23 protein-coding genes are annotated in these 20,621 nt (G+C 43.7%); 6 read left to right on the forward strand and 17 right to left on the reverse strand.

Annotated elements, in window-relative coordinates:
* Positions 1-115: 115 nt before the first annotated feature.
* Both AB4407_RS13695 and nagE read right to left on the reverse strand, forming a co-directional pair.
* The gene (locus tag AB4407_RS13695; protein WP_372120952.1) at positions 116-1,024 is read right to left on the reverse strand and encodes a hypothetical protein; all 909 of its coding nucleotides are present in this window, start codon (positions 1,022-1,024) and stop codon (positions 116-118) included.
* Positions 1,025-1,399: 375 nt separating this feature from the next.
* Positions 1,400-2,878 (reverse strand): N-acetylglucosamine-specific PTS transporter subunit IIBC, encoded by a 1,479-nt coding sequence (gene nagE / locus AB4407_RS13700; protein WP_372120953.1) that lies wholly within the window; start codon positions 2,876-2,878, stop codon positions 1,400-1,402.
* 240 nt (positions 2,879-3,118) lie between these two features.
* Here nagE and AB4407_RS13705 point away from each other — a divergent pair, with 240 nt between their 5' ends.
* The 3 genes from AB4407_RS13705 (at position 3,119) to AB4407_RS13715 (ending at position 4,520) form a co-directional block, all read left to right on the forward strand.
* Positions 3,119-3,511 (forward strand): GFA family protein, encoded by a 393-nt coding sequence (locus AB4407_RS13705; RefSeq protein ID WP_372120954.1) that lies wholly within the window; start codon positions 3,119-3,121, stop codon positions 3,509-3,511.
* Between the two features lie 28 nt (positions 3,512-3,539).
* Positions 3,540-4,007 (forward strand): OsmC family protein, encoded by a 468-nt coding sequence (locus tag AB4407_RS13710; RefSeq protein WP_372120955.1) that lies wholly within the window; start codon positions 3,540-3,542, stop codon positions 4,005-4,007.
* 168 nt (positions 4,008-4,175) lie between these two features.
* A complete protein-coding gene (locus AB4407_RS13715) occupies positions 4,176-4,520 on the forward strand; it encodes a ribosome recycling factor family protein (protein WP_372120956.1) in 345 nt (114 codons plus the stop codon).
* Between the two features lie 156 nt (positions 4,521-4,676).
* Here the strand turns inward: AB4407_RS13715 and AB4407_RS13720 are convergent, their stop codons facing one another.
* The 15 genes from AB4407_RS13720 to AB4407_RS13790 form a co-directional block, all read right to left on the reverse strand.
* Positions 4,677-4,916, reverse strand: coding sequence for an RNA-binding protein (locus AB4407_RS13720; protein WP_004732698.1), 240 nt, complete (start codon positions 4,914-4,916; stop codon positions 4,677-4,679).
* Positions 4,917-5,046: 130 nt separating this feature from the next.
* Positions 5,047-5,310: a DNA polymerase III subunit epsilon gene (locus tag AB4407_RS13725; RefSeq protein ID WP_086051435.1), complete on the reverse strand. Its 264-nt coding sequence runs from the start codon at positions 5,308-5,310 to the stop codon at positions 5,047-5,049.
* A gap of 294 nt (positions 5,311-5,604) precedes the next feature.
* Positions 5,605-6,147: a DUF3833 domain-containing protein gene (locus tag AB4407_RS13730; protein WP_372120957.1), complete on the reverse strand. Its 543-nt coding sequence runs from the start codon at positions 6,145-6,147 to the stop codon at positions 5,605-5,607.
* Complete coding sequence (locus tag AB4407_RS13735) at positions 6,144-6,719, reverse strand: chalcone isomerase family protein (RefSeq protein ID WP_372120958.1); 576 nt, start codon at positions 6,717-6,719, stop codon at positions 6,144-6,146. Before AB4407_RS13735 ends, AB4407_RS13730 begins: the two co-directional genes overlap by 4 nt.
* Before the next feature lie 3 nt (positions 6,720-6,722).
* On the reverse strand, positions 6,723-7,244 hold the full coding sequence (locus AB4407_RS13740; RefSeq protein ID WP_372120959.1) for a DUF2878 domain-containing protein: 522 nt from the start codon (positions 7,242-7,244) through the stop codon (positions 6,723-6,725).
* Complete coding sequence (locus tag AB4407_RS13745) at positions 7,222-8,499, reverse strand: class I SAM-dependent methyltransferase (RefSeq protein ID WP_372120960.1); 1,278 nt, start codon at positions 8,497-8,499, stop codon at positions 7,222-7,224. The genes AB4407_RS13740 and AB4407_RS13745 overlap by 23 nt, the downstream gene beginning before the upstream one ends.
* A gap of 99 nt (positions 8,500-8,598) precedes the next feature.
* Positions 8,599-9,414: a DUF1365 domain-containing protein gene (locus tag AB4407_RS13750; RefSeq protein ID WP_372120961.1), complete on the reverse strand. Its 816-nt coding sequence runs from the start codon at positions 9,412-9,414 to the stop codon at positions 8,599-8,601.
* Positions 9,411-10,682, reverse strand: coding sequence for an NAD(P)/FAD-dependent oxidoreductase (locus AB4407_RS13755; RefSeq protein WP_372120962.1), 1,272 nt, complete (start codon positions 10,680-10,682; stop codon positions 9,411-9,413). The genes AB4407_RS13750 and AB4407_RS13755 overlap by 4 nt, the downstream gene beginning before the upstream one ends.
* A 2-nt stretch (positions 10,683-10,684) precedes the next feature.
* Entirely contained in the window at positions 10,685-11,416 is a 732-nt protein-coding gene (locus AB4407_RS13760) for an SDR family NAD(P)-dependent oxidoreductase (RefSeq protein WP_372120963.1), read from the reverse strand.
* Positions 11,416-11,847 carry a nuclear transport factor 2 family protein gene (locus AB4407_RS13765; RefSeq protein WP_372120964.1) on the reverse strand — a complete coding sequence of 144 codons (432 nt, stop codon included), beginning with the start codon at positions 11,845-11,847 and terminating at the stop codon, positions 11,416-11,418. The genes AB4407_RS13760 and AB4407_RS13765 overlap by 1 nt, the downstream gene beginning before the upstream one ends.
* Before the next feature lie 14 nt (positions 11,848-11,861).
* On the reverse strand, positions 11,862-13,292 hold the full coding sequence (phrB, locus tag AB4407_RS13770; protein WP_372120965.1) for a deoxyribodipyrimidine photo-lyase: 1,431 nt from the start codon (positions 13,290-13,292) through the stop codon (positions 11,862-11,864).
* Positions 13,289-14,236: a YbgA family protein gene (locus tag AB4407_RS13775; RefSeq protein ID WP_372120966.1), complete on the reverse strand. Its 948-nt coding sequence runs from the start codon at positions 14,234-14,236 to the stop codon at positions 13,289-13,291. Before AB4407_RS13775 ends, phrB begins: the two co-directional genes overlap by 4 nt.
* A gap of 175 nt (positions 14,237-14,411) precedes the next feature.
* The gene (locus AB4407_RS13780; RefSeq protein ID WP_372120967.1) at positions 14,412-15,119 is read right to left on the reverse strand and encodes a ChrR family anti-sigma-E factor; all 708 of its coding nucleotides are present in this window, start codon (positions 15,117-15,119) and stop codon (positions 14,412-14,414) included.
* Positions 15,112-15,759, reverse strand: a complete 648-nt coding sequence (locus AB4407_RS13785) for a sigma-70 family RNA polymerase sigma factor (RefSeq protein WP_372120968.1) — start codon at positions 15,757-15,759, stop codon at positions 15,112-15,114. The genes AB4407_RS13780 and AB4407_RS13785 overlap by 8 nt, the downstream gene beginning before the upstream one ends.
* Before the next feature lie 110 nt (positions 15,760-15,869).
* Positions 15,870-16,490 carry an LON peptidase substrate-binding domain-containing protein gene (locus AB4407_RS13790; RefSeq protein ID WP_372120969.1) on the reverse strand — a complete coding sequence of 207 codons (621 nt, stop codon included), beginning with the start codon at positions 16,488-16,490 and terminating at the stop codon, positions 15,870-15,872.
* A 262-nt stretch (positions 16,491-16,752) separates the two neighbouring features.
* On the opposite strand from AB4407_RS13790, the gene AB4407_RS13795 reads away from it, so the two are divergent.
* The 3 genes from AB4407_RS13795 to AB4407_RS13805 all read left to right on the forward strand — a co-directional run bounded on the left by AB4407_RS13795 (position 16,753) and on the right by AB4407_RS13805 (position 20,517).
* A complete protein-coding gene (locus AB4407_RS13795) occupies positions 16,753-17,931 on the forward strand; it encodes an O-antigen ligase family protein (RefSeq protein WP_372120970.1) in 1,179 nt (392 codons plus the stop codon).
* A gap of 78 nt (positions 17,932-18,009) precedes the next feature.
* Positions 18,010-19,974 (forward strand): acyltransferase family protein, encoded by a 1,965-nt coding sequence (locus tag AB4407_RS13800; RefSeq protein ID WP_372120971.1) that lies wholly within the window; start codon positions 18,010-18,012, stop codon positions 19,972-19,974.
* A gap of 186 nt (positions 19,975-20,160) precedes the next feature.
* Entirely contained in the window at positions 20,161-20,517 is a 357-nt protein-coding gene (locus tag AB4407_RS13805; RefSeq protein WP_086051420.1) for a YibL family ribosome-associated protein, read from the forward strand.
* Positions 20,518-20,621: the final 104 nt, after the last annotated feature.

Genomic DNA, 20,621 nt, shown 5'->3' on the forward strand with positions numbered 1-20,621 from the left:
ATGTGTCCTTCAAATCCAACCGTACAATTGACTTAATAAAGTGGCGTCGGGCTTGTTCAACACTCGGAATGTAGTGTTGGCTGCGCAACATCTTATTCTTTATTTGTTAGAAAAATTAGTATACCCGTACATCTCCATTTAAAAATGTATTGGAAAAGCTTGTAGTTTTCGTAACACGATCATCAAATATGGTGTCGTACTTAAACTGGACAAATGTTCCTTTTGTGAACGAATCAAATCTACAACTTTGATTTTCTAGCTTGCCGCACAATTTCTCTTGCAAAGCAAAAGGGAGCTTGTCTTCATTTGAAACAGTAAAGTCCACCAAATCTTCTGGTGATGAACTTTCGCTAATTTCTTGTACATATTTAGACAATGGTGCTATTGGAAAATCATGCTCAGCGCCAGATCGAATGATCAAGTTACTTATGTGATATTGCTTATGAATATTATCTTTTGAAATGATTTCTTGGTCTGTTCCTTTCCAAAAAGTAGCAGTTACATTTTTAGCCGACACTGTGGAGTCATTTTTAACAACGGCAACCACATATGGTTCATCAATTCCCCAGTATTCTTTAAGTTCGATAGATTGAATTTCTATGTCTGTAGGATTCTGATCTTTAATAAGAGCTTCACTATTTTTCGTCGAACTAGCTGACTCAGGAGGTAATACTAGCTTATCTTGGAGATCTCTCCAGACATCCATTTTACAATTAGCCGACTTGTTTACAATTGCAGCCAAATCCTCTTGAAGCACACCGTCATATTCGTTGCTCTCATATTTTACCGCCCCTTTTAATCCTAAATCAGCTAATTTTTTCACTATGCCACTCACCTTAGCTTTTGCTTCACTGGTAAGTTGTACGCCTTCTGTCCCTCCTGATAACGGGACATTTTCACAAAGTTCTTTCGCCGTAGTGACTATTAAATTAAGAGCTTCCTTTTGTTTATCTAGCTCATAGCCGTAACTACTCGAAGATAATGCCGCACCTGTAACTAAAAGACTTATTAACGAAAATTTCAAATTGAACCCCTTTTCTAAAATTTTAATATCGTGCGAGCACGAATTTACCCGCCTAACATATCAAGATTGTTGCTTATTACCAACTGAATATTGCGTCTGTAACATAAAGTGGATCTATCGTTTAAGTGAGCAACCGTGTAAGCACACATTACTGCCTAGGTGGGGCACGTCCTCACTCTGAATTGGTCTTTGAATTAGGATTAATCAAAGTCTTAAAGCGGTTGTTCGTCCTATGCATGCCCATCGTCAAGAGCCCGTCTTTTTCTCTCCCATAATCTCTTTACGCTGCGCGTGCAAAAAAGCCAAAGCGAATCGCTTTGGCCTGAGTGCTGTAATGTGAATCGCAACGTGTGCTGTGTTTTAGTGACGCTGGGTTTAACTTGGAAGTGGGACCGATGTTAGATCTTGGCTTTTAGGGATTTGACTCATCGCATGAGCGATCTCCTCTGCCTCTGTGCCAATAATAACCTGAAGGTTGTTAGCCCCAATCTTTACCACGCCCATTGCGCCAATCGCTTTCAGTGTCGCTTCATCAACAATACTGATGTCTTTAAGTGTTAAACGCAGTCTTGTGATGCATGAATCAATACTGGTTAGGTTGGCATGCCCCCCTAGCGCTTTTAAGTATTGCGCCGCTTTCTCATTCGATGAAGCTTGGTTTACTTCTGCTACGTCTACATCTTCACGTCCCGGTGTTTTTAAATCGAACTTTAGGATGGCGAAGCGGAATATTGAGTAGTAAATCGTCGCAAAGAACAGACCTTGAAGTATCAACATGTAAGGTTTTACTGCGAGCGGAAGATTGTAAGACAACACGAAGTCAATCAAGCCACCACTGAAGGTAAAGCCAGCGATCCACTGCATGCTGGCGGCAATGTATAGCGACATAGCGGCAAGAAGTGCATGAATAACATAAAGCACAGGTGCTACAAACATGAAGGCAAACTCAATCGGTTCTGTTACGCCGGTTAAGATAGCGGTTAATGCGGAAGCACCTAGAATACCGCCGACTTTCTTTTTGTTTTCTGGTTTAGCACAGTGGTACATCGCTAAACATGCCGCTGGTAAGCCATAACCCATAACAGGGAAGAAGCCACCTTGATAAATACCTGTTACACCGAGTTCACCGGTGCCCGACCAGAATTTAGAAATGTCATTGATGCCCACTAAATCGAATAGGAAAACTTGGTTGAGTGCGTGGTGCAAGCCAACAGGAATAAGTAAGCGATTAAAGAAACCATAGAGGCCAGCGCCTGTCGCACCCATTTCAGAAATAGAGATGCCGAACTCAACCAGTGCTCCGTAGACGACAGGCCATACATAAACCATGACTAAGCTGATACTAATCGCGGCCAGAGAAGTGATGATTGGAACGAAACGCTTACCACCAAAAAATCCGAGAGCCGCAGGCAGTTTTATGGTGTGGAATCGGTTATATAGAGTGGCGGCGACAATACCTATCATGATACCGGTGAACGCACTCACCGCTGCATTGGAAGCGATAAGTTCAGATGCGCCCATTTGGTCAACAGGAACACCAGTGATTTGTGAGATAACATTCACGTTACCCGCGATCATTTCCACTATGAGCAGACCTAATAGGCCAGATAGAGCAGCAGCGCCGTTATTGTCTTTCGCTAAACCATAAGCGACACCAACCGCGAATAACCACGCTTGGTTATCCATAATGCCCTTACCACCGTATACCAGTATGGTTGCTAAAGCACTGTTAGCTCCCCAACCTGATGGGTCGAGGGCATAACCCAACCCTAGCATCAAACCACCGGCAGGCAGTACGGCGATCGGCACCATCAGTGCCTTACCAATTTTTTGTAAGTATCCAAGTATGTTCACGTTTTTTCTCTCTCTATTTTTATTGATAGGTAGAGCTTACTTGCATAAGGATTAAGGATCGGTTGTGCTTAGATTAACGATTATTAATGTAGGGCGATGTCGTTGTTAAACTGAGAACTATTGAAGATTTTATGGATAAGTAGATTGTTCTAAAAGCGCTAAATTCAAAGCTTGGTTACGGACAACGTAAATCGCTCTCGTTAAGATAGTTTGACTACAAGGACGTGATTGGAGAGAACAATGAAAGTCGTCGGTAACACGGTTATCAAACCTTTTCACAAGGCAACCTGCCATTGTGGTGCAGTTGAGTTAGAACTCAGCCTACCTAACGGAATAGAAAAGCCACGCCGTTGTGACTGTTCTATCTGCCGTCGTAGAGGGGCTATTGTAGGTTCTGTGGCGTTGGATGGTATTAAGGTTTTGAAAGGCGCTGAGCATCTTAAGCTTTATCAATTCAACACCAACACCGCGAAGCATTACTTCTGCTCAAACTGCGGCATCTATACCCATCACCAACGCCGCTCAAGCCCAAATGAATATGGTTTTAATATCGGTTGCTTGGAAGGGGTGAATCCTTTTGATATTGGTGAAGTGGTCACCAACGATGGTGTCAATCACCCCGCTGATCGTTAATTTATTAGGTATTAAAAAGGAAGTGTTTATGTCTGAATATGGTGCGGTCATTCGTTGGCAAAAAGCGAAAGATGAAGCCTTTAGCGACAATCAATACAGCCGCGGCCACACATGGGAGTTCGATGGTGGTGTCACTGTGCCTGCCTCGTCGTCACCTCATGTTGTGCCACTGCCGTTTTCGGTAGAAGCGAATGTTGACCCAGAAGAAGCCTTTATTGCGGCACTTTCTAGCTGTCACATGCTGACCTTTTTGGGCATCGCAGCTAAACAGAAGTACGTAATTGAATCTTATGTAGATGATGCGATTGGTGTGCTGGAAGAAGATGAATCAGGCCGCTCGTCTGTCACTAAGGTGACTCTGCGACCTGATATTGTGTTCTCCGGATCTAAGATACCAACAGCCAAACAACTCGACAAACTGCATCATTTGGCGCACAAAAACTGCTTTATCGCGAACTCGGTCAAGACTGAAATTGTGGTAGAAACTAAAGCGTAAACAACACACGTTAACATCGAAAAACCGCGAGGCTGCTTAGTGCATCACTGGCGGTTTTTTTATGTCTGTGTAATCCTACGTACGGTTTTATTGAGTAACAGTTAGAAAGTACTGAGAGATAGGTAGCGATCTCTTGAATGGTAGGAATAGATTGGTTAGCAGAGAGTTATGTTTAGCGTCCCACTGAATAGTTTTGTACATCGTGTGAGTGATAAAAGCCAAGTGATGGCGCATGCTGCAGAATGTGGATGTCAGTTGAAACGAGTTCGTCGTTCGCGCAATTGGTTATTGGTCGCTCAAGAACATCAACTGATTGAATTTAAAACCCTGCTCACTCACGAAAAAGACGGTTGGATCGCCATTGCGATAGACAAAGTACTGCCTAAACCTGTGGTGTGTTTAGCATCGTTGTTAGCCGCTACGCCCTCGATGACGGTCGCTCAGCTGGTGATGGAATCTGGATGTTCAATGGCAGAAGCAAGGCGTGCGATTGATGAACATGAAGGGTTATAAGCGCGAGCTTTAAGTAAATCGATCGTGTTGTGATAAGAGAATCGCGAGCAGCAAAAAGCCCGTAACGATATTGCGCTGGAAAACGTCATATCGTTACGGGCTTTATCATCTGTGCTGCATTAAGCTAAGCCACGTGGCTTATGAAGCGTGGCTCGATTAAGAGTTCGCTACTTTTACACGAATCGTGTTTTTGCCAAGCTTTGACAAGTTCAGCTTGTTTAGTGCCGCTTTAGCTTCTTCGTGCTCTGGCATTTCAACAAAAGCAAAGCCTTTAGATTCGCCAGTTTCTTGGTCTAAAACTAGGCTGCACTCTTTTACTGAGCCGAACTCAGAAAATAGAACACGGATGTCTTGCTCTGCAGTAGAGCGCGATAGGTTACGAACTAGAAGTTTCATAATAAACCTTGAATATGAATTTACGCCGAGCATTGTCGCACACTTTCGTGCTCACCCAGACATAATAATTAAAGATCACGCTTACTTAGGTTTTCTAAGCAGAGCAGCGCTTTTGAGTAATCAAACGTGATTATTCGTCGTCGAACTGTTTAGTCGTGAACGCGTCTTCGATTCGGTTAAGCTCTTCTTGTTCTTTTACTCGCTTCTCTTCTTGAAGAGTTGCTCTTGTTTCGTTGAAACGTTTTTTCTCTGACTTAGTCAGGAATTTTACAGCTTTTTTGTTGGTCAGTGCGTAAGCAACTACGTCTTCGCCTTTTTCTCTGCGGTCGTTTACACGTTGTGAGAAACGTTCATTGTCGCGAGCTTTACGCTCCGCTGAGGTCAACTTGCTCATGCTTTAAAGCCTTTTCAATTATTCATGGTAGGGGATCTACGCTTAGCGAAACCAATGGGGAAGTGCTCATAATTGGTGGAACTGTGTATCACGTTCGCTCAACTGAGTTTAGCCCATTTGTATGCTGGTGGCGCATCTTAGCACAAAGGCTTGAGCATACAGGTATGCTATTCGAGGGATTAAACAGAACAACCCACAATTTTCTGTTGTGGGTTGAGATTGTTTGCGGGCTGAGATTGTCTTTTGGTGTAGAGGTGATCGCTGATGGATATGAGAATCAGAAACGACAGTTAATTAAAGTTTCTCGATATACAAAATCACTTCACCAACTTTAAAGCCGAACTTAGACATCTCGGTTTTGTTAAACAGGCGTTTGTCGTCCATCAAGAACATCCAATCATCAAGCACTACTTCATAGGTGCTACCGTCTACTTCGATTTCTAAATCGTATTTCCAGTAAAGCGCTGAACCTTGGGTCTCTCCATATGCCGTGCCAACGACATCGTTGGCGGTGCCTGTGTAGGTATTGTCACCGGTTTTGATGAGGTTCCAAACGCGAGTTGAACGCTCACCATCAGCAAAGGAGAACCACTCTTTGATCTCTCCATTGTCACCGTCCCACGTGGCGATTAGCTTGGCGTCAAAACGTCGCAGTAAATTGCCAGAACGGTCGAGCACGATGCCGTAGGCCATTAACTCGCCATTGAAGAAGGTTTCAAGTTTGAGTTCGGGAGTGGTGTCTACGTGGTTATCTAAACTTGCCGAGCCACAACCCGCTAACCAAGTGAGAGAAAGCAGTGCCAGAGCGAATTTTATTATTTTTGTTTTTGGACTCATTTATTTAAACCTAATAGTTGTTTGCGAAGGCCGGGCTCGGATGTGTTTTCAGATAACCAAATCGCTAGAAAGGCTTCACCAAATTGCTTGTCTTGGATGGTGCCGATCGGTTGTTCATCGAAATAGAAGCGACTTACGTTGTCTTCAGCGACACGAATGGTGAGCGTGTTTCCTGCTTCTACGTTTGGCCACATCGAGTACAAGGGTTTCAACCAACGTTGAATGTTGCTGTTAGAGTAGCCAAGCTTGTTCCACTGATCTTCGGTAGCGTCTACGAGGTCTTTGCTATCGATAGAGCGGTAATATTCAAGCTTTAAGGCTCGTTCAGAGTTGGTTGGAGTCGCGTAGAATTCAGCGGAGTAGAGAGTCCAGAACAGATAACTCATTTCGCCTTGGCCACGTTTGCTTAAATCATCGACAGCAGAGGCTTTGGCGTTTCCGGCAAATAACAACGCAGCAAAAATCATCGAGAGAGTAATAAAGCTTAGAAGTGTGTTTTTTGCTTGCTGATGAGTGCGAACAATACCTCGCTCAGATTTGAACGTTTGTGTCGGGTTGCGTGAATAAGCCATAAGTCACCTCGTTGTTGCCATTTTGGGTTGTACTAAGTTGGAGTAAGCGGCCACCAGTAAGGGCAACAAAATCCCCCAACTTATTGCAAGGGCAGCGAGCACCGATGCATCTGGCCAGGTAGTAAGAAGGGCGCCTGCTTTGATGCCTCCCCAATAACTACTAGTACCTGCTACGAACCCTATGACAAACAAGATCACTTTTGAGCATTTTAAAAGCCAATTCAGACTGTGATTGAAACTGATTAAGAACATGATCCACAGGCAAATGAGCCAAACTGGGAACCAAGATTGGTTAGCAATATCAGAGTCGACGGTAAACACGCCGAAGTGAAGCATGAGGCTATCAAGCAATAGCCCCAATGGTAATAAGACGAGTATTTTCAAGTCGCTACTGCGAGTTGGAGAGAGAATGAAGTGAAGCACCACGATCAGTGGCGTAACGAACGGGGCTTGCGCGGTAAAGAATGCGCTGCAAACCCAGGTCGCTTGAAACAGAACGAGATTAATAATCCAAAACCGTTTCATCTTTTGCTCCAAAGTAACGAGGTTTTCTTGCGACAAGGTGATGAGTGCTGATCACGCGCTCTAGGAATGCCCCTTCGCAGTAACAGAAGTAGAAGACCCAAAGGCGTTTAAACTCTTCTGAATAGCCCAATGATTCGAGTTCTTCCCAGCTGTTTTCAAAGGCGATGTTCCAATCATTAAGCGTTCGAGCATAGTGCAGGCCAATGTCATCAATTTCTTGGACGACAAGGTCGGTGCTGGTCGCAAGATGTTGAGTCATCACGGCTACCGAAGGTAAACAACCACCGGGGAATATGTACTTCTGAATAAAGTCGACGCCTTTACGGTATTTATCATAACGACTGTCGGCAATGGTAATCGCTTGAATCAGCATTTTTCCTGAAGGCTTCAACAGAGAAGAGCACTTTTCAAAGAAGGTTTGTAGATACTCGTGCCCAACCGCTTCTATCATCTCGATAGAGACCAACTTGTCATACTCACCAGTGAGGTTGCGATAATCCTCTTTCAGTAGGGTGATTTTTTCGGTTAAGCCGAGCGCTTTGACTCGCTGTTCTGCCAACTCGTGCTGAGCGTCTGAAATGGTCGTGGTCGTAACGTGGCAGCCGTAGTGCTGAGCCATAAATATCGCTAATCCGCCCCAGCCAGTGCCTATCTCAACCACGTTATCTGATTCAGACAGTTCTAAACGCTCACAGATGGTTTTCATCTTGTTTTGTTGTGCTTGAGAAAGGGTTAACGCGTCTTCGCTGTAGATAGCCGATGAGTATTGCATTGAGCTGTCTAGGAATCGCTCGTACAGTTCGTTACCGATGTCGTAGTGAGCTAAAATGTTGCGTTTAGACCCTTGCTCGGTATTGGCATTCTTACGTCGCAATAAAAGGTTTTTGATGCGAGATATCCATTGTGTTTTATCATCAAGCTCGTCTAATTGTGCTTGATTTCGAGCCATGATTTGAATCACTTTGGTAAGATCTGGGCTGGTCCATTTTCCATCAATGTAGGCCTCAGATGCACCAATACTGCCGCTCATCACAACATCTCGATAAAAGCTCGCATCATGGATAACAATTTGAGCGCTTAAGGTCGCTTCTCTGTCTCCAAACACCGAATGTTGGTCTCGTTCTATCACTTCGAGTTTTGCGAATTGCAGACGTTCTAGAACCTTGAAAATCAGAGCTCGATATTTGCAGTTGCTTGAAACAGCAACGGCTTTAGCTTGTTGTTCTACGTTGTTTTGTTTGGCAAGCTGTTCCATGGAAACCTCGCTGAGAAATTGTTTTAAATTTAGTTTTACTGGCTGAGGGTTGAACTGTTGGTCTCGTTAAGCCAACCCAAGCCTTCAATTTATATACCTTTAAGGCGTTTTAGACGCTGAGTCTGGATGCGCCACAAACGGTACTTTTTTCAGAAATAATTTGAGAGCCTGAAAATAGATACCCATTACAACTTTGATTGTCATTGCTGGGATCCGCAGTACCGTTTTCCTAATGTTTACTTTTGTTACCGACTGCTTTGAGAGTGCTAGTGTCGCATCAAAAATCTTGTCGCTACGATGACTTTCGATGTGTACTAAAGTCCGTTTCGTTGGTGGTTTTATTTTCCACAAGTAGTTCATGTCTAAATCCATGAACGGTGAAACGTGAAACTCTTTTTTAACTTTCAACTCTTTGTGCATGTCGATGAGATAATAGTGTCTTTCTCGCCAAGGCGTGTTACTCACTTCAGCCAACATGTAGCGACAATCACCAGTCTCGTCGTAACAGAAAAAACAGTTGATTGGGCTGAAATAAACCCCTAAACAACGACACTGAGCCAACATTATGACGCGGTTTGAATCAGACCAAACCCCACCAAGTTGTTGTACTTTGGAAGCTATACGTTGCTTTAGTGATTTAGGTTCATCAGTCGTGAAATTTTCTTTTTTTTCAGCGAGATAATCCGATTCGACAAAGCGAATCGGGTTATACCATTGAGTACCGAATAAGCGACTGCGAGTGGTTGTTTGAGGGATTTCATCGAGATCTAATCCCATCATGTACAACTGGTAGCTAAATTCATGAGTAATATCGCCAAAGCGGCGGTGGCGTACGTTACCCCAGTAAATGCCGCTGAGCTCTTCACTCTTTTCGGATGCAATTCCCATGTCGGGTGTCATGGTGTGCGTGTTCATAGTGTTGAACTCGTACTCAAATCTAGGCCGAAGCGTTTAGTCACATCGAGTGCACTGTGGACGCCATCTTCATGGAATCCGTTGTACCAATAAGCGCCTGCAAAGTGGGTCTTGTTTTGGCCGCAGATTTTTTCACGTTGCTGCTGTGCGTTCACCGTGTTCGAATTCAGAACAGGGTGGTGATACACAAAGCTTCGAATGATTTTCTCTGGAGCAATCGCTTCACTCTGATTCAAGGTCACGCAGAAGGTGTCTTGGCTTTCGATACCTTGCAGAATGTTCATGTTGTACGTAACACAAGCTGGTCGTTTACTATTGCCATCGAGCATGTAGTTCCAGCTCGCCCACGCTAGTTTTCTGTCTGGTAGCAGGTTGGTGTCTGTGTGCAGAACCACTTCATTGCGGCTGTAAGGGATCTCGCCTAGTACCTGTTGCTCTTGTTCAGTTGCGTCACCCAGTAGCTGCAGGGCTTGGTCTGAGTGACAAGCGAATATCACGTCATCGAAGTCTTGTGTACCGCCATCTTCAAATTCAATGGTAATGCCAGTCTCTTGGCGGGTGACCTGTTTGATCGATGTGTTCAACGCGACTGGTTTGTTCAAACGCGAAAGGATGATCTCAACATAAGAGCGAGACCCTTTAGGAATCACATACCACTGCGGGCGGTTAGCAATATCGAGTAGGCCATGGTTATAGAAGAACTGGATAAAGAACTTGAGCTCAAACTCTTCCATCTCTTCTAAGCTTGTCGACCAAATAGCGGCACCCATCGGCAGAATGTAGTGCTGACTAAAGAAGTCAGAAAATTGGTTATCACGCAAGAAACTGCCAAGGGTAACGTCTGGAGTAAACTCATTGCTTTCAAACTGAGCCTTACACAGTTTGTTGAACTTGAGAATGTCAGAAACCAAAGACCAGAATTGAGGTTTGAAGATGTTGCTCCTCTGAGCGAACAACGAATTAATGCTGTGGCCGTTGTATTCAAACTTAGTGGTGGTGTTGTGAACGCTGAAACTCATCTCGGTGGGTTGCCTTTCGACGCCCAGTTGCTCGAGGAGTTGGTTGAAATTTGGATAGGTTCGATCGTTGAATACGATAAAGCCTGTGTCGATAGAAAACGCCGAGCCTTGATGTTCAATATCAACGGTGGCGGTGTGCCCCCCAACGTAATCATTTTTTTCGAATACTGTTACGTCGTGGTGCTTATCTAATATATGCGCGCAAGTGAGTCCAGAGATGCCTGAACCAATAATGGCGATTTTCTTCATTGTTATACCATCCTTGAAGCGAGTTTTTGCCAAACTGAAGTTGGAAGCATTCTTAATAGCTTCATTAACATGATGAATCGTCTTGGGAAATCGATCTCACTCTTCCCTTGAGCAATACCGTTTACGATTCGCTGAGTTGCGGCCTCACTACTAATAATCATAGGCATAGAGAATGTATTTCGCTCGGTTAATGGTGTTTCTACAAAGCCAGGGTGCACAATTGAGACATGGATATCGTGCTGTGCTAAGTCAACCGAAAGCGTTCTACCTAAATATGTGAGTGCCGCCTTTGAAGCACCATAAGCCTCGGCTCTAGGCAAAGGCAAAAAGCTGGCGCTTGAACTTACCAAAACCAAGCGACCGCCGGGTTTGATATTTTTGAGCCACGCTTTTAAGGCGTAGCCAATTGAGATTAGATTGATGTTGATGACGCGCTCGAAAAGCTCTGCATCAAAATTCAATGGGTCGTCGATGTACTCACAATCCCCCGCGTTTAAAATCAGCAGGTCGAGCTGCTGGTTTTGGTCTAGCTCGGGGAAGTTGTGGTAATCGGTTAGGTCAAAGCAAAGTGACTCTATCGACGAGTGAGATAAATCTGTCTCGTGAGAATCGACTAAGGCTTGTAGTTTGTCTGGGTTACGGCCACAGGCAATCACCTGATGCCCTTGTTGAGCATAATTGAGTGTCAGTGATTGGCCGATACCAGAGGTCGCGCCTGTGATCATAATACGCATTATCGGCTCGCTCTTTTTTTGATGGATTTGATTGCGCAGCCCAATACCGGAATGTGCTCGTACAACATAGAACCGACGTCGAGGTAGTCTCTGTGATAGATCACTTGGTCATCGAGCATTTTGATACGGCTGTGTCCTTGAACTTCGATAGGCTTTTGGCCATTCAGTTGCTTGTGAGCGAATCGCATCGTCCAATACACCGCGGCTTCACCATCGGCTTCAAAAACATGCTCGATGTGGAAATCACAGCTAGTCACTTGTGTGTAGATGTTTTCGAAGTAATGAGTTAGCGCAGCAATTCCGCTGACATGATGCAGCGGATCTTGGAATTCGATATCAGGGTGATAAACCGTCTTTAGCACGTCGAATTTGTCGGTTCCGAGCTCTCGATACATGTTGAGAAAATTATCAAGCCATAGAGAGTTATCCATAATATTCACTCTAATTATTTGAAAAAGGCTAAGGCTCTCAATCGTGCTTCTTTGTGTTCTACGATGGGTTGCCAGTATTCGCTGTTAATTCCGTTTTTTGCAATGTAATTATGTGGAAAATGCACATGCTTGTCAGGAATATTTTGCAGCTCTGGTATGTACTTACGAATAAAAATTCCTTCCGGATCAAACTTTTCACTCTGGGTGATTGGATTGAAAATTCGGAAGTAAGGTTGAGCATCACAGCCAGTACTTGAAGCCCACTGCCAACCACCATTGTTAGCGCTGAAATCGCCATCGATAAGGTGCGTCATAAAGAATCGCTCGCCCCAACGCCAGTCAATCAGCAGGTGTTTGGTCAGGAAGCTCGCCACCACCATTCTTAGTCTGTTGTGCATCCAACCTGTATCAACCAATTGGCGCATGGCAGCATCAACTAGCGGATAGCCGGTTTTTCCTTCACACCAAGCTTTGAAGCTTGGGTGATCCTGGTACCAATCTAAGCCATTGTACTTTTGTTGAAAGTTAGCGCCTTTAACCAGTTTAGGATGATGAAACATTAAATGCTTATAAAAATCCCGCCAAATCAATTCATTAAGCCAAGAAAAGGCAGGTAATTGCGAGTCAAATAGCAGATCAGGTTGTTGCTGAATCAATTGAATCGCTAACCATCTTGGGCTCACTGCACCGATCGTCAAGTAAGGTGACAGTCCAGATGTCCCTTTTACCGAAGGGATGTCTCTCAGGTGTGCATAATCATTGACTTTGTTAGCCAAGAAGTTGGGGATCACGCTGCTTAGCACATTTTCGCTCATTGGCCAGCGACTTGAATCAACACGAGGGAAATCGAAGTCGTAATCATCGGCAAGTCGATAGGCTGAAAGGCTGTCAGGTAACTGCGTTTTTAAGCATTGGTCATCAGGGCTTTCAGCTGGTATCACCGGAGCATGACTGCACTCGATGCCTTTAGCTTGAACCTGTTTTAACCAAGCGTTTTTGAAAGGAGTGAATACCTTGAACATCTCGCCTTGCTGGTTAAGTACGCTACCCAATGGCAGCATCACGTCGCAGTGGCTTATTTGGAGGTTCACACCGCGTGAGATGAGTTGTTGGTCGCGAACTTGCTCATCCACTTCCGGCTCTGAATTGGTGTAAACAGACTGAGAATCGAGCTGTTTGCACAAGTCGATAAGCTTTGTGGCTTGGTCGTTAAAATCTGTGGCTTTTAGGTGCAGCAAAGTGATACCGAATTCCGCGAGCTGTGATTCGAGCTGCTTGAGGTGTCGGTAAATGAAATCTGCTTTTATTGGAGCAAGGTGGTGTTGTTGCCATTGCTGCGGAGTTGAAATAAAAACGGCGATAGAGACGCCGTTTTCAACTGCAGAGACGAGAGCCGGGTTATCGTGAATCCGCAGGTCTCGTCGTATCCATAGAATGTCGCTCAATATCCGTATCTCAGCTTAAGTTCTTGTGGGTGGGGGTTGAGGTAAACCTGGGATTCCAAGTACTCGTTCGGGTACTCCATTAAGTAGTGGTTGATCAGTGTCAACGGCACTAACAGGGGAATAACACCTTCTCGAAAAGCTGCAATTTGTTTGGTCAACTCTTGTTTGTGAGCGCTACTTAATTGTTTTTTGAAATAACCTTGTAAGTGGTGCAAAGTATTAGCATGGCTACCACGATTCGCATGGTGTGATAACGCTGTCATCAAACCTTCGATGTACTGATCTGCAAGCTCGTTAATGTCGAGATCATTTCCCGCTAACAGCTTACCCAATCGTTTATAACCTTCTACGTGGTGGCACATCACTAAGTACTTGTGAACGCTGTGGAATTGAATCAGTTTGTGCTTCGTAATTCCTTCGTCAACAAGGTCTAGCCACTTCTGGTAAGTGAACACTCGAGTCATGAAGTTCTCACGCAGAATAGGATCGTTAAGACGACCATTTTCTTCAACGGGAAGCAGCGGATTACCGTCCATTATCTGCTGGGTGAACATACCCACACCTGTTGATTCAGAGCCGCGACCATGGTGGTGGTACACCTTCACACGCTCCATGCCACAAGTGGGACTCTTCTGACACACAATAAATCCAGCAATGTGTTGGTTGTTCTTTGAGTAGTTTTGACCGAACTCGATCAGTTTGTTGGTCACGTCACCTGACCCGTCTGGGCGAGATACATGGATAATGTCATCCAGCATTCTTGTTTGGCGAATGGTTGGACGAGGGGTTGGAAGGCCAATAGCCATTTCTGGGCAAACAGGTTCTAATTCCACGTAGTCTGCTAGGTCGTCTGTACAAAAACGAGAGCGTTTATGACCTGTATCGAAACGTACTTTATGTCCAGCGACACATGCACTGATACCTATTTTAATTTTTTTTTCCATTGGCCAACTCCTTTGCTCTTGCTCTGAGCACTTTCTTATATTTCAACATTGCTAATCATACTTATAGAGCTGGGTGTGTTTTTAATTTTTACACCGTAGATGTTTTTATTCAGCTGTATTGACGATATACAGGATAGCATCATGCCATCCTGTATATTTATAGCGTGCAACTGGATTAATAGATATATTTTCCAAGTGGATTGAATAGTTGACTTACGCCTTTTGTGAAGTAGAGCGCATCGCTTGAAACGGTCAAGCACACACAACCTTCTTTGGTCGCAGGTTGGTGCGTGTGATTACCATCCAACCAGATGAAATCGCCTTTGTTGTAGACACCCATTTCATCTTCAAAGCTGCCTTCTAAAAGAAGGGTGATTTCGAAGCCTTTGTGAGTGTGGCAAGGCACTTGTCCATCTTTGTCAATGTGCAACAAACTCGTGTGGTGAGCTTCGTCATCGAAGTCGAGACGTGCGCGAGAGATCTTGCCCAAGTTCAACCAGTCTTTTCTTTCGACTGAATTGAGTGCGCGAGGAATCGTGAAGGTTGTGTTGGATACAGTCTCTTGTTGCGCTTCAACAGCGACTTCGACAGCCTGAGACAAATCAGCTGTGATATGATCAATAGCATCAAAATCAAATTCTTCGTCGGCTAGGAACGCATCAATTTCGCTGTTAGACAGTTTTAGCCCAGCTGTGTCCTTTTCAAAGGCAGATGTATCGCTTTCAAAGACTGAGTCAGCGGCTTGCGCTGTCAACATGCTTACTTGTTTTTGACAGTGTTCGCAAAGCTCAACATGGCTAGAAACAATTAGTGACACTGAGTCAGCAAGCGTGCCGTCAACAAAGTCTTTCAACATTGCTTCGTTCGGGTGATGTTTAATCATGGCTTTGTTCCCCCATGTGAACTTTAAGTTTGGCTAAAGCGAGTCTTAGACGTGATTTCACCGTTCCAAGTGGGACGCCAAGTTGTTGTGCAAGTTGCTCTTGAGAGAGTTCTTGAAAATAGACCCCTTTGACGATGGTTTTCTGAGCCAGAGGCAGCTTGTCTATTTGAGTCATTACGTGTCGGCTCATCAAATGATCACCAAACGGTAGTTCCTCGCTTTGAGATTCTGCAACCATCGCGTCGATAGGCCAGATGTCGTCTGCGATAGTCTGTTCCGCTTTGGCTTTGACCTTACGCAACATATCAAAAGCGGCATTTCGCATCACGGTGTAGACCCAAGTCGTCGCAGCGCCCTTATCTGCATTATAAAGATGGGCTTTCTTCCAAACGTTAGTCATGGTGTCTTGAACCAGCTCATTCGCAGCAGCTTCACCGCCTAACTTGCTAACTCCGAAACGCTTTATCTTGGGAGCAAAGAACTTGAACAAACAGGTAAATGCCTGCTTGTCTCGATCTGTACCAACCGAAATCAACCAGCTTGAGAGCTCTGTAGGAACTTTGTTGTTGGTAGGTGAATTATTATCGGGAATAATGATGTGCTCCTTACCTATCCCCAAACGTCTACTTTCCACTTGCATAGCAAATTACCGTTGTTCGAATTTGTCTAACATTACGTGGTGAAGGCGGAGAGGGATCACTTCTAATTTAAATAATTTATATTATACAAAACTATAGTGAATAAAAGAGCTTATTGCCCTGTAATGATTTGATTCAAAAAAGGAACTAAAGAAGGAAAGCTAGCGGGTTCGGTGAACTCTGTTTTCTTTTCCAATGGGATAGGCATCATTTCGAGTAGTCGAGCACAGATCCATTGAGGGCTTTCAAAATTAGGTGTGGGGTAGAGCGCTCTGATTGAATCGTGTTCTCGAAACAACTCGACAAGAAACGCAGTCACCACGTTCGGCACCTTATAGCTGTGCTGTGGCCAGTGAGGTAAAGGGCGGAAATCACTTTTTATTAAATCATCTGTGTCGCGAAAGGACGAGTGAAGTTGCACCAACTGTTCGCCTTCAACATCGATTTCCAGAATTTGGTCATCGGACATATTGAAATCGACAATAGACACTTTTGTCCCCCAAGAACTCAGGCGTTCGGAGCTGGTGTTGTCTTGAGTCGCAATGATAAAGCCATCGCCCTGCGCTGCGTGTGCAACCATCGCAAGGTATTTGGGCTCGAAAATGCGCAGTCTCTGTCTCCCTCCAGGTAACAGGAATATGGGAAGGGGAAACACAGCGAGTTCTAGAGAAGACTCTACGGGTGTTTCTGATTCGGCTTTTGGCCGTGTGGTCTTCCTAGGTGTATTAGGCACATAGCGCTCCTTAGTTCAAATGTAATCCGAGGAGATATACGCGGGGAGGGTGGTGTTCGATCAATTCGTGTGGCTCTTTTTGTAAGTGCTAGAGCCGTTAGATGGACTGAGTTTGGACATATGAATTATAGGTAAATGATTCATGGACAATGCCCTAAAGGGACGAGTTTCTTTGTTTTCCGCTGTATGTCACTACAGTTCGTTTGCGACAGTGGCAAGTTTGTTTTAGAGTGCAACTCTTCTCAGCATTTTTAGATTAGTTATGGTTAGAATCAACACGAATTTAATTCAAAAGATACTCATTACACTGCCTTTGTTTTGGATTGTTACCGTTCAGGTGTGGCTAGGTCAGGGGAGTAAGCCACTTGCGGGTATCACTTTATTGATTGCGGTCTGTTGTGCTTTTTTGTACCGAAAAAACAAGGAGAAGCATGACTGGTTTGAAGATGGCTGGGTGTGGATACTGCTCTTGCTCTCTGTTTTTGCTGTTGTCTCTTATGAGTTGCATGGTTTCAGCAGTCAAGAGTTGCGGGCAACTTTGATTGGCTTGGTATTTTTCCTTTTTTATCGAAATGGCTTTGTTAAGTTATCAGATATACAGAACTTATGTTTCACTTCTGTTGTCAGTACAACTGTCCTTGTTGCTTACTATATCTTTTTTCTCTCTGGGGATCGGGGGAGCTTGACGTCTAATGCTCTAATTTTTGCTTCAATACAGGGCTTCGCTGTTGTTTTGTTGCTCGCACTTGGCAGTATTTCATATGAAGGGAAAATGCCCCAAGCAATAGCTATCTTGGCATTTATAGGCTTTCTATCCATGTTTTTGGTGGGCTCAAGAGGACCTCTACTAGCCGTTATTATTATTGGTTTAGTTGTCCTATTCAAAATGATGATAAAGAATCGCCAGTACAAGACGCTGCTTGGTAGTAGTGCCATGGTCGTTTTTTCTGTGTTTTTGATGTCGAAATATGACGTGGTAAGTGAACGTATTGACTATAGCTTGCATGAGTACCATGAGATATCACAAGGCAACATGGATACTTCCATAGGCTTAAGATTACAAATGTATCAAGCAGGGTTCGACTTCTTTGTGGATAGCCCCTTGCTCGGCATTGGAGGCGATAAAGAAGCGCAATTAGATAAACTCTCATTTACTCCAACAAATTCGGGAAAGAGGTTTATCGTTAATGCACACCTGCATAACAATTATATTGATAAAGCAGCGTCATCTGGCTTGGTAGGCATTGCCCTTCTCATGCTTAGTTTGATGTACCCTTTGTTTAATTCTAGATACAAGCTATCGCCTATTGTATTGTTACCGGTTGTTTATTTTTCTTTCATGTGTCTATTCGATTCACCTTTCAGGAATGGTGATTTAGCTGTCATGTACTTTGTGTTTATTGGAGTACTACTAAAACTACAAGTGAGAACAGAAGCGTAATGAAACCGGTATATTACGCCAATTTCATTGTGGGTAGTTTTAGGCCGTTTATTGATTTAAGGTTATAACGAATAAATAATGAATAAAAATTTCAGGTATGACATCAATGCATTACGTGCATTAGCTGTCTCAATCGTCGTCATTTTCCATTTTTTCCCGGGTTTTATCACTGGCGGCTTTTTAGGTGTGGATGTGTTTTTTGTCATTTCAGGCTTCCTGATGACAAAGATTATCATGTCGAGTTTGGAAACTAATACCTTCTTATTAAAGGGCTTTTACTTAGCGAGGGCAAAACGCATTATTCCTGCTTTAGCGGTCATGTGCCTTGTTGTGTTACTCGTTGGCATTATTTACCTAGACCCTTGGGCGTTAAGAAAACTAGGTAAGCATATTCTCACCAGTGTCGGGTTTGTTTCTAACCATACCTATTTAAAAGAGTCGGGATACTTTGATGTGGCCGCGCAAAGCAAGTGGTTGCTTCACACTTGGTCTTTATCCGTAGAATGGCAATTCTATGTATTATATCCTCTCGTTTTAATGGCGACCTACAAGTTATTCGGAGCTAAAGGTGCAGCCGTTGCTATTGGAACGACTCTAATAGGAAGTCTAGCTTATAACTATGCGTATTTGGGGAGTTCGGCTTCTTATTACACATTACCGTCTCGTGCATGGGAACTGCTCGCAGGTTCGGTAGTTGCTTTGAAAAGAGAGCCCATTGAATTCAAAAAATCCAATGTTCAGTTATTGCTGTTAGTTGCTATTGCCTCACTGTTTATATCTCCTTTCATGATCGACAGCAGCACACTTTGGCCTAGTCATGTGACGCTTATTCCGGTCATTGCTACCGCGATAATTCTGCTTTTGAATTTGGACCTCAATTTTACCTTTCATAAATCACGGCTGATACAAGGGGTTGGGTTATGTTCCTACTCAATTTATCTCTGGCATTGGCCTATTAGTGTTTTCATTAAGAACCTCATGAGCAACACTATTACTCACAATATAGTTGGAGTAATGGTATCGGTATTGATGGGGATCCTTTCATTTAAGTTCATTGAAAGTTACCGACCTAAGGAGACACGCAAAGGCGGTAAGTTCTTTTTGAACTATTACCCTCTCATTCTTGCTTCCTTTATTGCCTTGATAGGGCAGGTTATTTATGAAAGTGAAGGATTACTTTGGCGCCTGGATAAAACACAGCTAGTCATTGCACAAAGTGTCTATGACCGGAATCCACGAAGCGGAGAGTGCCACGTCGAATTTGGACCATCTCCTGAGTGTCAGTATGGCTCAGGACCCGTATCCGCGATTGTTTTAGGCGATAGTCATGGCGCATCGATAGTGAGAAGTGTTGAGGCGTCAGCACCTAACGATACATCGGTCATCGACTGGACGAGAAGCGCATGTCCGACGATTTCAGGTATCAAAAGAGTGCTTTCAAGTGGTGAGTTATCAGAAGAGTGTGGGGATTTTGTCTCAGCATCGTTAATTAAAGCTAAAACTAATTACCCTAACGTTCCTGTTGTTGTCATTAACAGAATGGGTGGCTATCTATATGGTTCGAATGAAGATGGATGGCAAAGTGCGAACGTACAGATCAGTTTAATCGCAGGAGACAAAAGGTTTCAGACCAGATCGGAAGAGTACCTGAACTCAATCTTATCCAGTTTTGAAAAGACCATGTGCGAGCTTAGTCAATCTAACCCTGTTTATTTGGTCAAGCCAATCCCTGAGCTTAAGAAAGATGTACCTAAAACTATGTATAAGTATTCGATTCTAAATCAATCTGATATTTCGGTTTCTATTCCTCTTGAAGAGTACCGACAAAGAACCGCATTGATTACGAAATCTTTTGAAAAAATCAGCCAAAACTGTCGAGTTACTCTTATAGACCCTGAACCGATATTTTGTGATGATCAGCAGTGCCGAGGGGATATCAACAATCACCCAACATACGTTGATGACGATCACCTGAATGAATTTGGTGCTGGCCAACTTATTCCTCAATTTCGCGAAAAAATATGGGGTCAATCAGCTCCTTAGGAAATGCTCATTCGCCCTTATTGTTTACTCGAAAGAATAAGGGCGTTTCTGTTTTAGACCTATTGTGTTGGCCTTAAATGATTCGTTTAGGTTGCGATGTTTAAGATAAATTTCGGTTCAAGTGAACCCTTGTGCTATAATCCGCGCCCCAATCCGAATTGGCTTGTTAAATCTTAGGAAATTATTATGAGTGTTAAAAACGAACTTCAACAAATTAACAACCGTCTAGACAAGTGTCGCAACAAGTTAGCGGCTGCTAAAACTCGTAATGATCGTCCTGTTGTTCGTCAATTTGAAGATGAGATTAAGAAGCTAACCAAGAAAATCGCTCAGCTGAAACATAAAGAAAGCTTTGATGTAAACCAAGAGCGTAAATCTCTGGTTGATATGCCATTTAAGCGTGAGATTACTAAGGCTGAGCAAGCGGATATGGGTAAACTAAAGAAGTCTGTTAAAGGACTCGTGATTGTTCACCCAATGACCAAGATCGGTAAAGAGCTTCGTATTGAGGTTATGACTGGTTACGCACCGAAAAAATTCTAATTACCAGCGATGGTGATGAAAGAGGAGCTAGCAATAGCTCCTTTTTGCTTTTTTAGGTATTAAAAAAGCGGAGTCAGCGGCAAGAATACTCACGCCGTTTTCAA

The organism is Vibrio sp. 10N.261.46.E11, assembly GCF_041472735.1.
Taxonomy (GTDB): Bacteria; Pseudomonadota; Gammaproteobacteria; order Enterobacterales; family Vibrionaceae; genus Vibrio.

Bases quoted from the DNA above. Each gene is read 5' to 3' on its own strand.
- AB4407_RS13705 (WP_372120954.1), top strand. From the start codon at position 3,119: ATGAAAGTCGTCGGTAACACGGTTATCAAACCTTTTCACAAGGCAACC.
- AB4407_RS13710 (WP_372120955.1), top strand. From the start codon at position 3,540: ATGTCTGAATATGGTGCGGTCATTCGTTGGCAAAAAGCGAAAGATGAA.
- AB4407_RS13715 (WP_372120956.1), top strand. From the start codon at position 4,176: ATGTTTAGCGTCCCACTGAATAGTTTTGTACATCGTGTGAGTGATAAA.
- AB4407_RS13720 (WP_004732698.1), bottom strand. From the start codon at position 4,916: ATGAAACTTCTAGTTCGTAACCTATCGCGCTCTACTGCAGAGCAAGAC.
- AB4407_RS13725 (WP_086051435.1), bottom strand. From the start codon at position 5,310: ATGAGCAAGTTGACCTCAGCGGAGCGTAAAGCTCGCGACAATGAACGT.
- AB4407_RS13730 (WP_372120957.1), bottom strand. From the start codon at position 6,147: ATGAGTCCAAAAACAAAAATAATAAAATTCGCTCTGGCACTGCTTTCT.
- AB4407_RS13735 (WP_372120958.1), bottom strand. From the start codon at position 6,719: ATGGCTTATTCACGCAACCCGACACAAACGTTCAAATCTGAGCGAGGT.
- AB4407_RS13740 (WP_372120959.1), bottom strand. From the start codon at position 7,244: ATGAAACGGTTTTGGATTATTAATCTCGTTCTGTTTCAAGCGACCTGG.
- AB4407_RS13745 (WP_372120960.1), bottom strand. From the start codon at position 8,499: ATGGAACAGCTTGCCAAACAAAACAACGTAGAACAACAAGCTAAAGCC.
- AB4407_RS13750 (WP_372120961.1), bottom strand. From the start codon at position 9,414: ATGAACACGCACACCATGACACCCGACATGGGAATTGCATCCGAAAAG.
- AB4407_RS13755 (WP_372120962.1), bottom strand. From the start codon at position 10,682: ATGAAGAAAATCGCCATTATTGGTTCAGGCATCTCTGGACTCACTTGC.
- AB4407_RS13760 (WP_372120963.1), bottom strand. From the start codon at position 11,416: ATGCGTATTATGATCACAGGCGCGACCTCTGGTATCGGCCAATCACTG.
- AB4407_RS13765 (WP_372120964.1), bottom strand. From the start codon at position 11,847: ATGGATAACTCTCTATGGCTTGATAATTTTCTCAACATGTATCGAGAG.
- AB4407_RS13775 (WP_372120966.1), bottom strand. From the start codon at position 14,236: ATGGAAAAAAAAATTAAAATAGGTATCAGTGCATGTGTCGCTGGACAT.
- AB4407_RS13780 (WP_372120967.1), bottom strand. From the start codon at position 15,119: ATGATTAAACATCACCCGAACGAAGCAATGTTGAAAGACTTTGTTGAC.
- AB4407_RS13785 (WP_372120968.1), bottom strand. From the start codon at position 15,759: ATGCAAGTGGAAAGTAGACGTTTGGGGATAGGTAAGGAGCACATCATT.
- AB4407_RS13795 (WP_372120970.1), top strand. From the start codon at position 16,753: ATGGTTAGAATCAACACGAATTTAATTCAAAAGATACTCATTACACTG.
- AB4407_RS13800 (WP_372120971.1), top strand. From the start codon at position 18,010: ATGAATAAAAATTTCAGGTATGACATCAATGCATTACGTGCATTAGCT.
- AB4407_RS13805 (WP_086051420.1), top strand. From the start codon at position 20,161: ATGAGTGTTAAAAACGAACTTCAACAAATTAACAACCGTCTAGACAAG.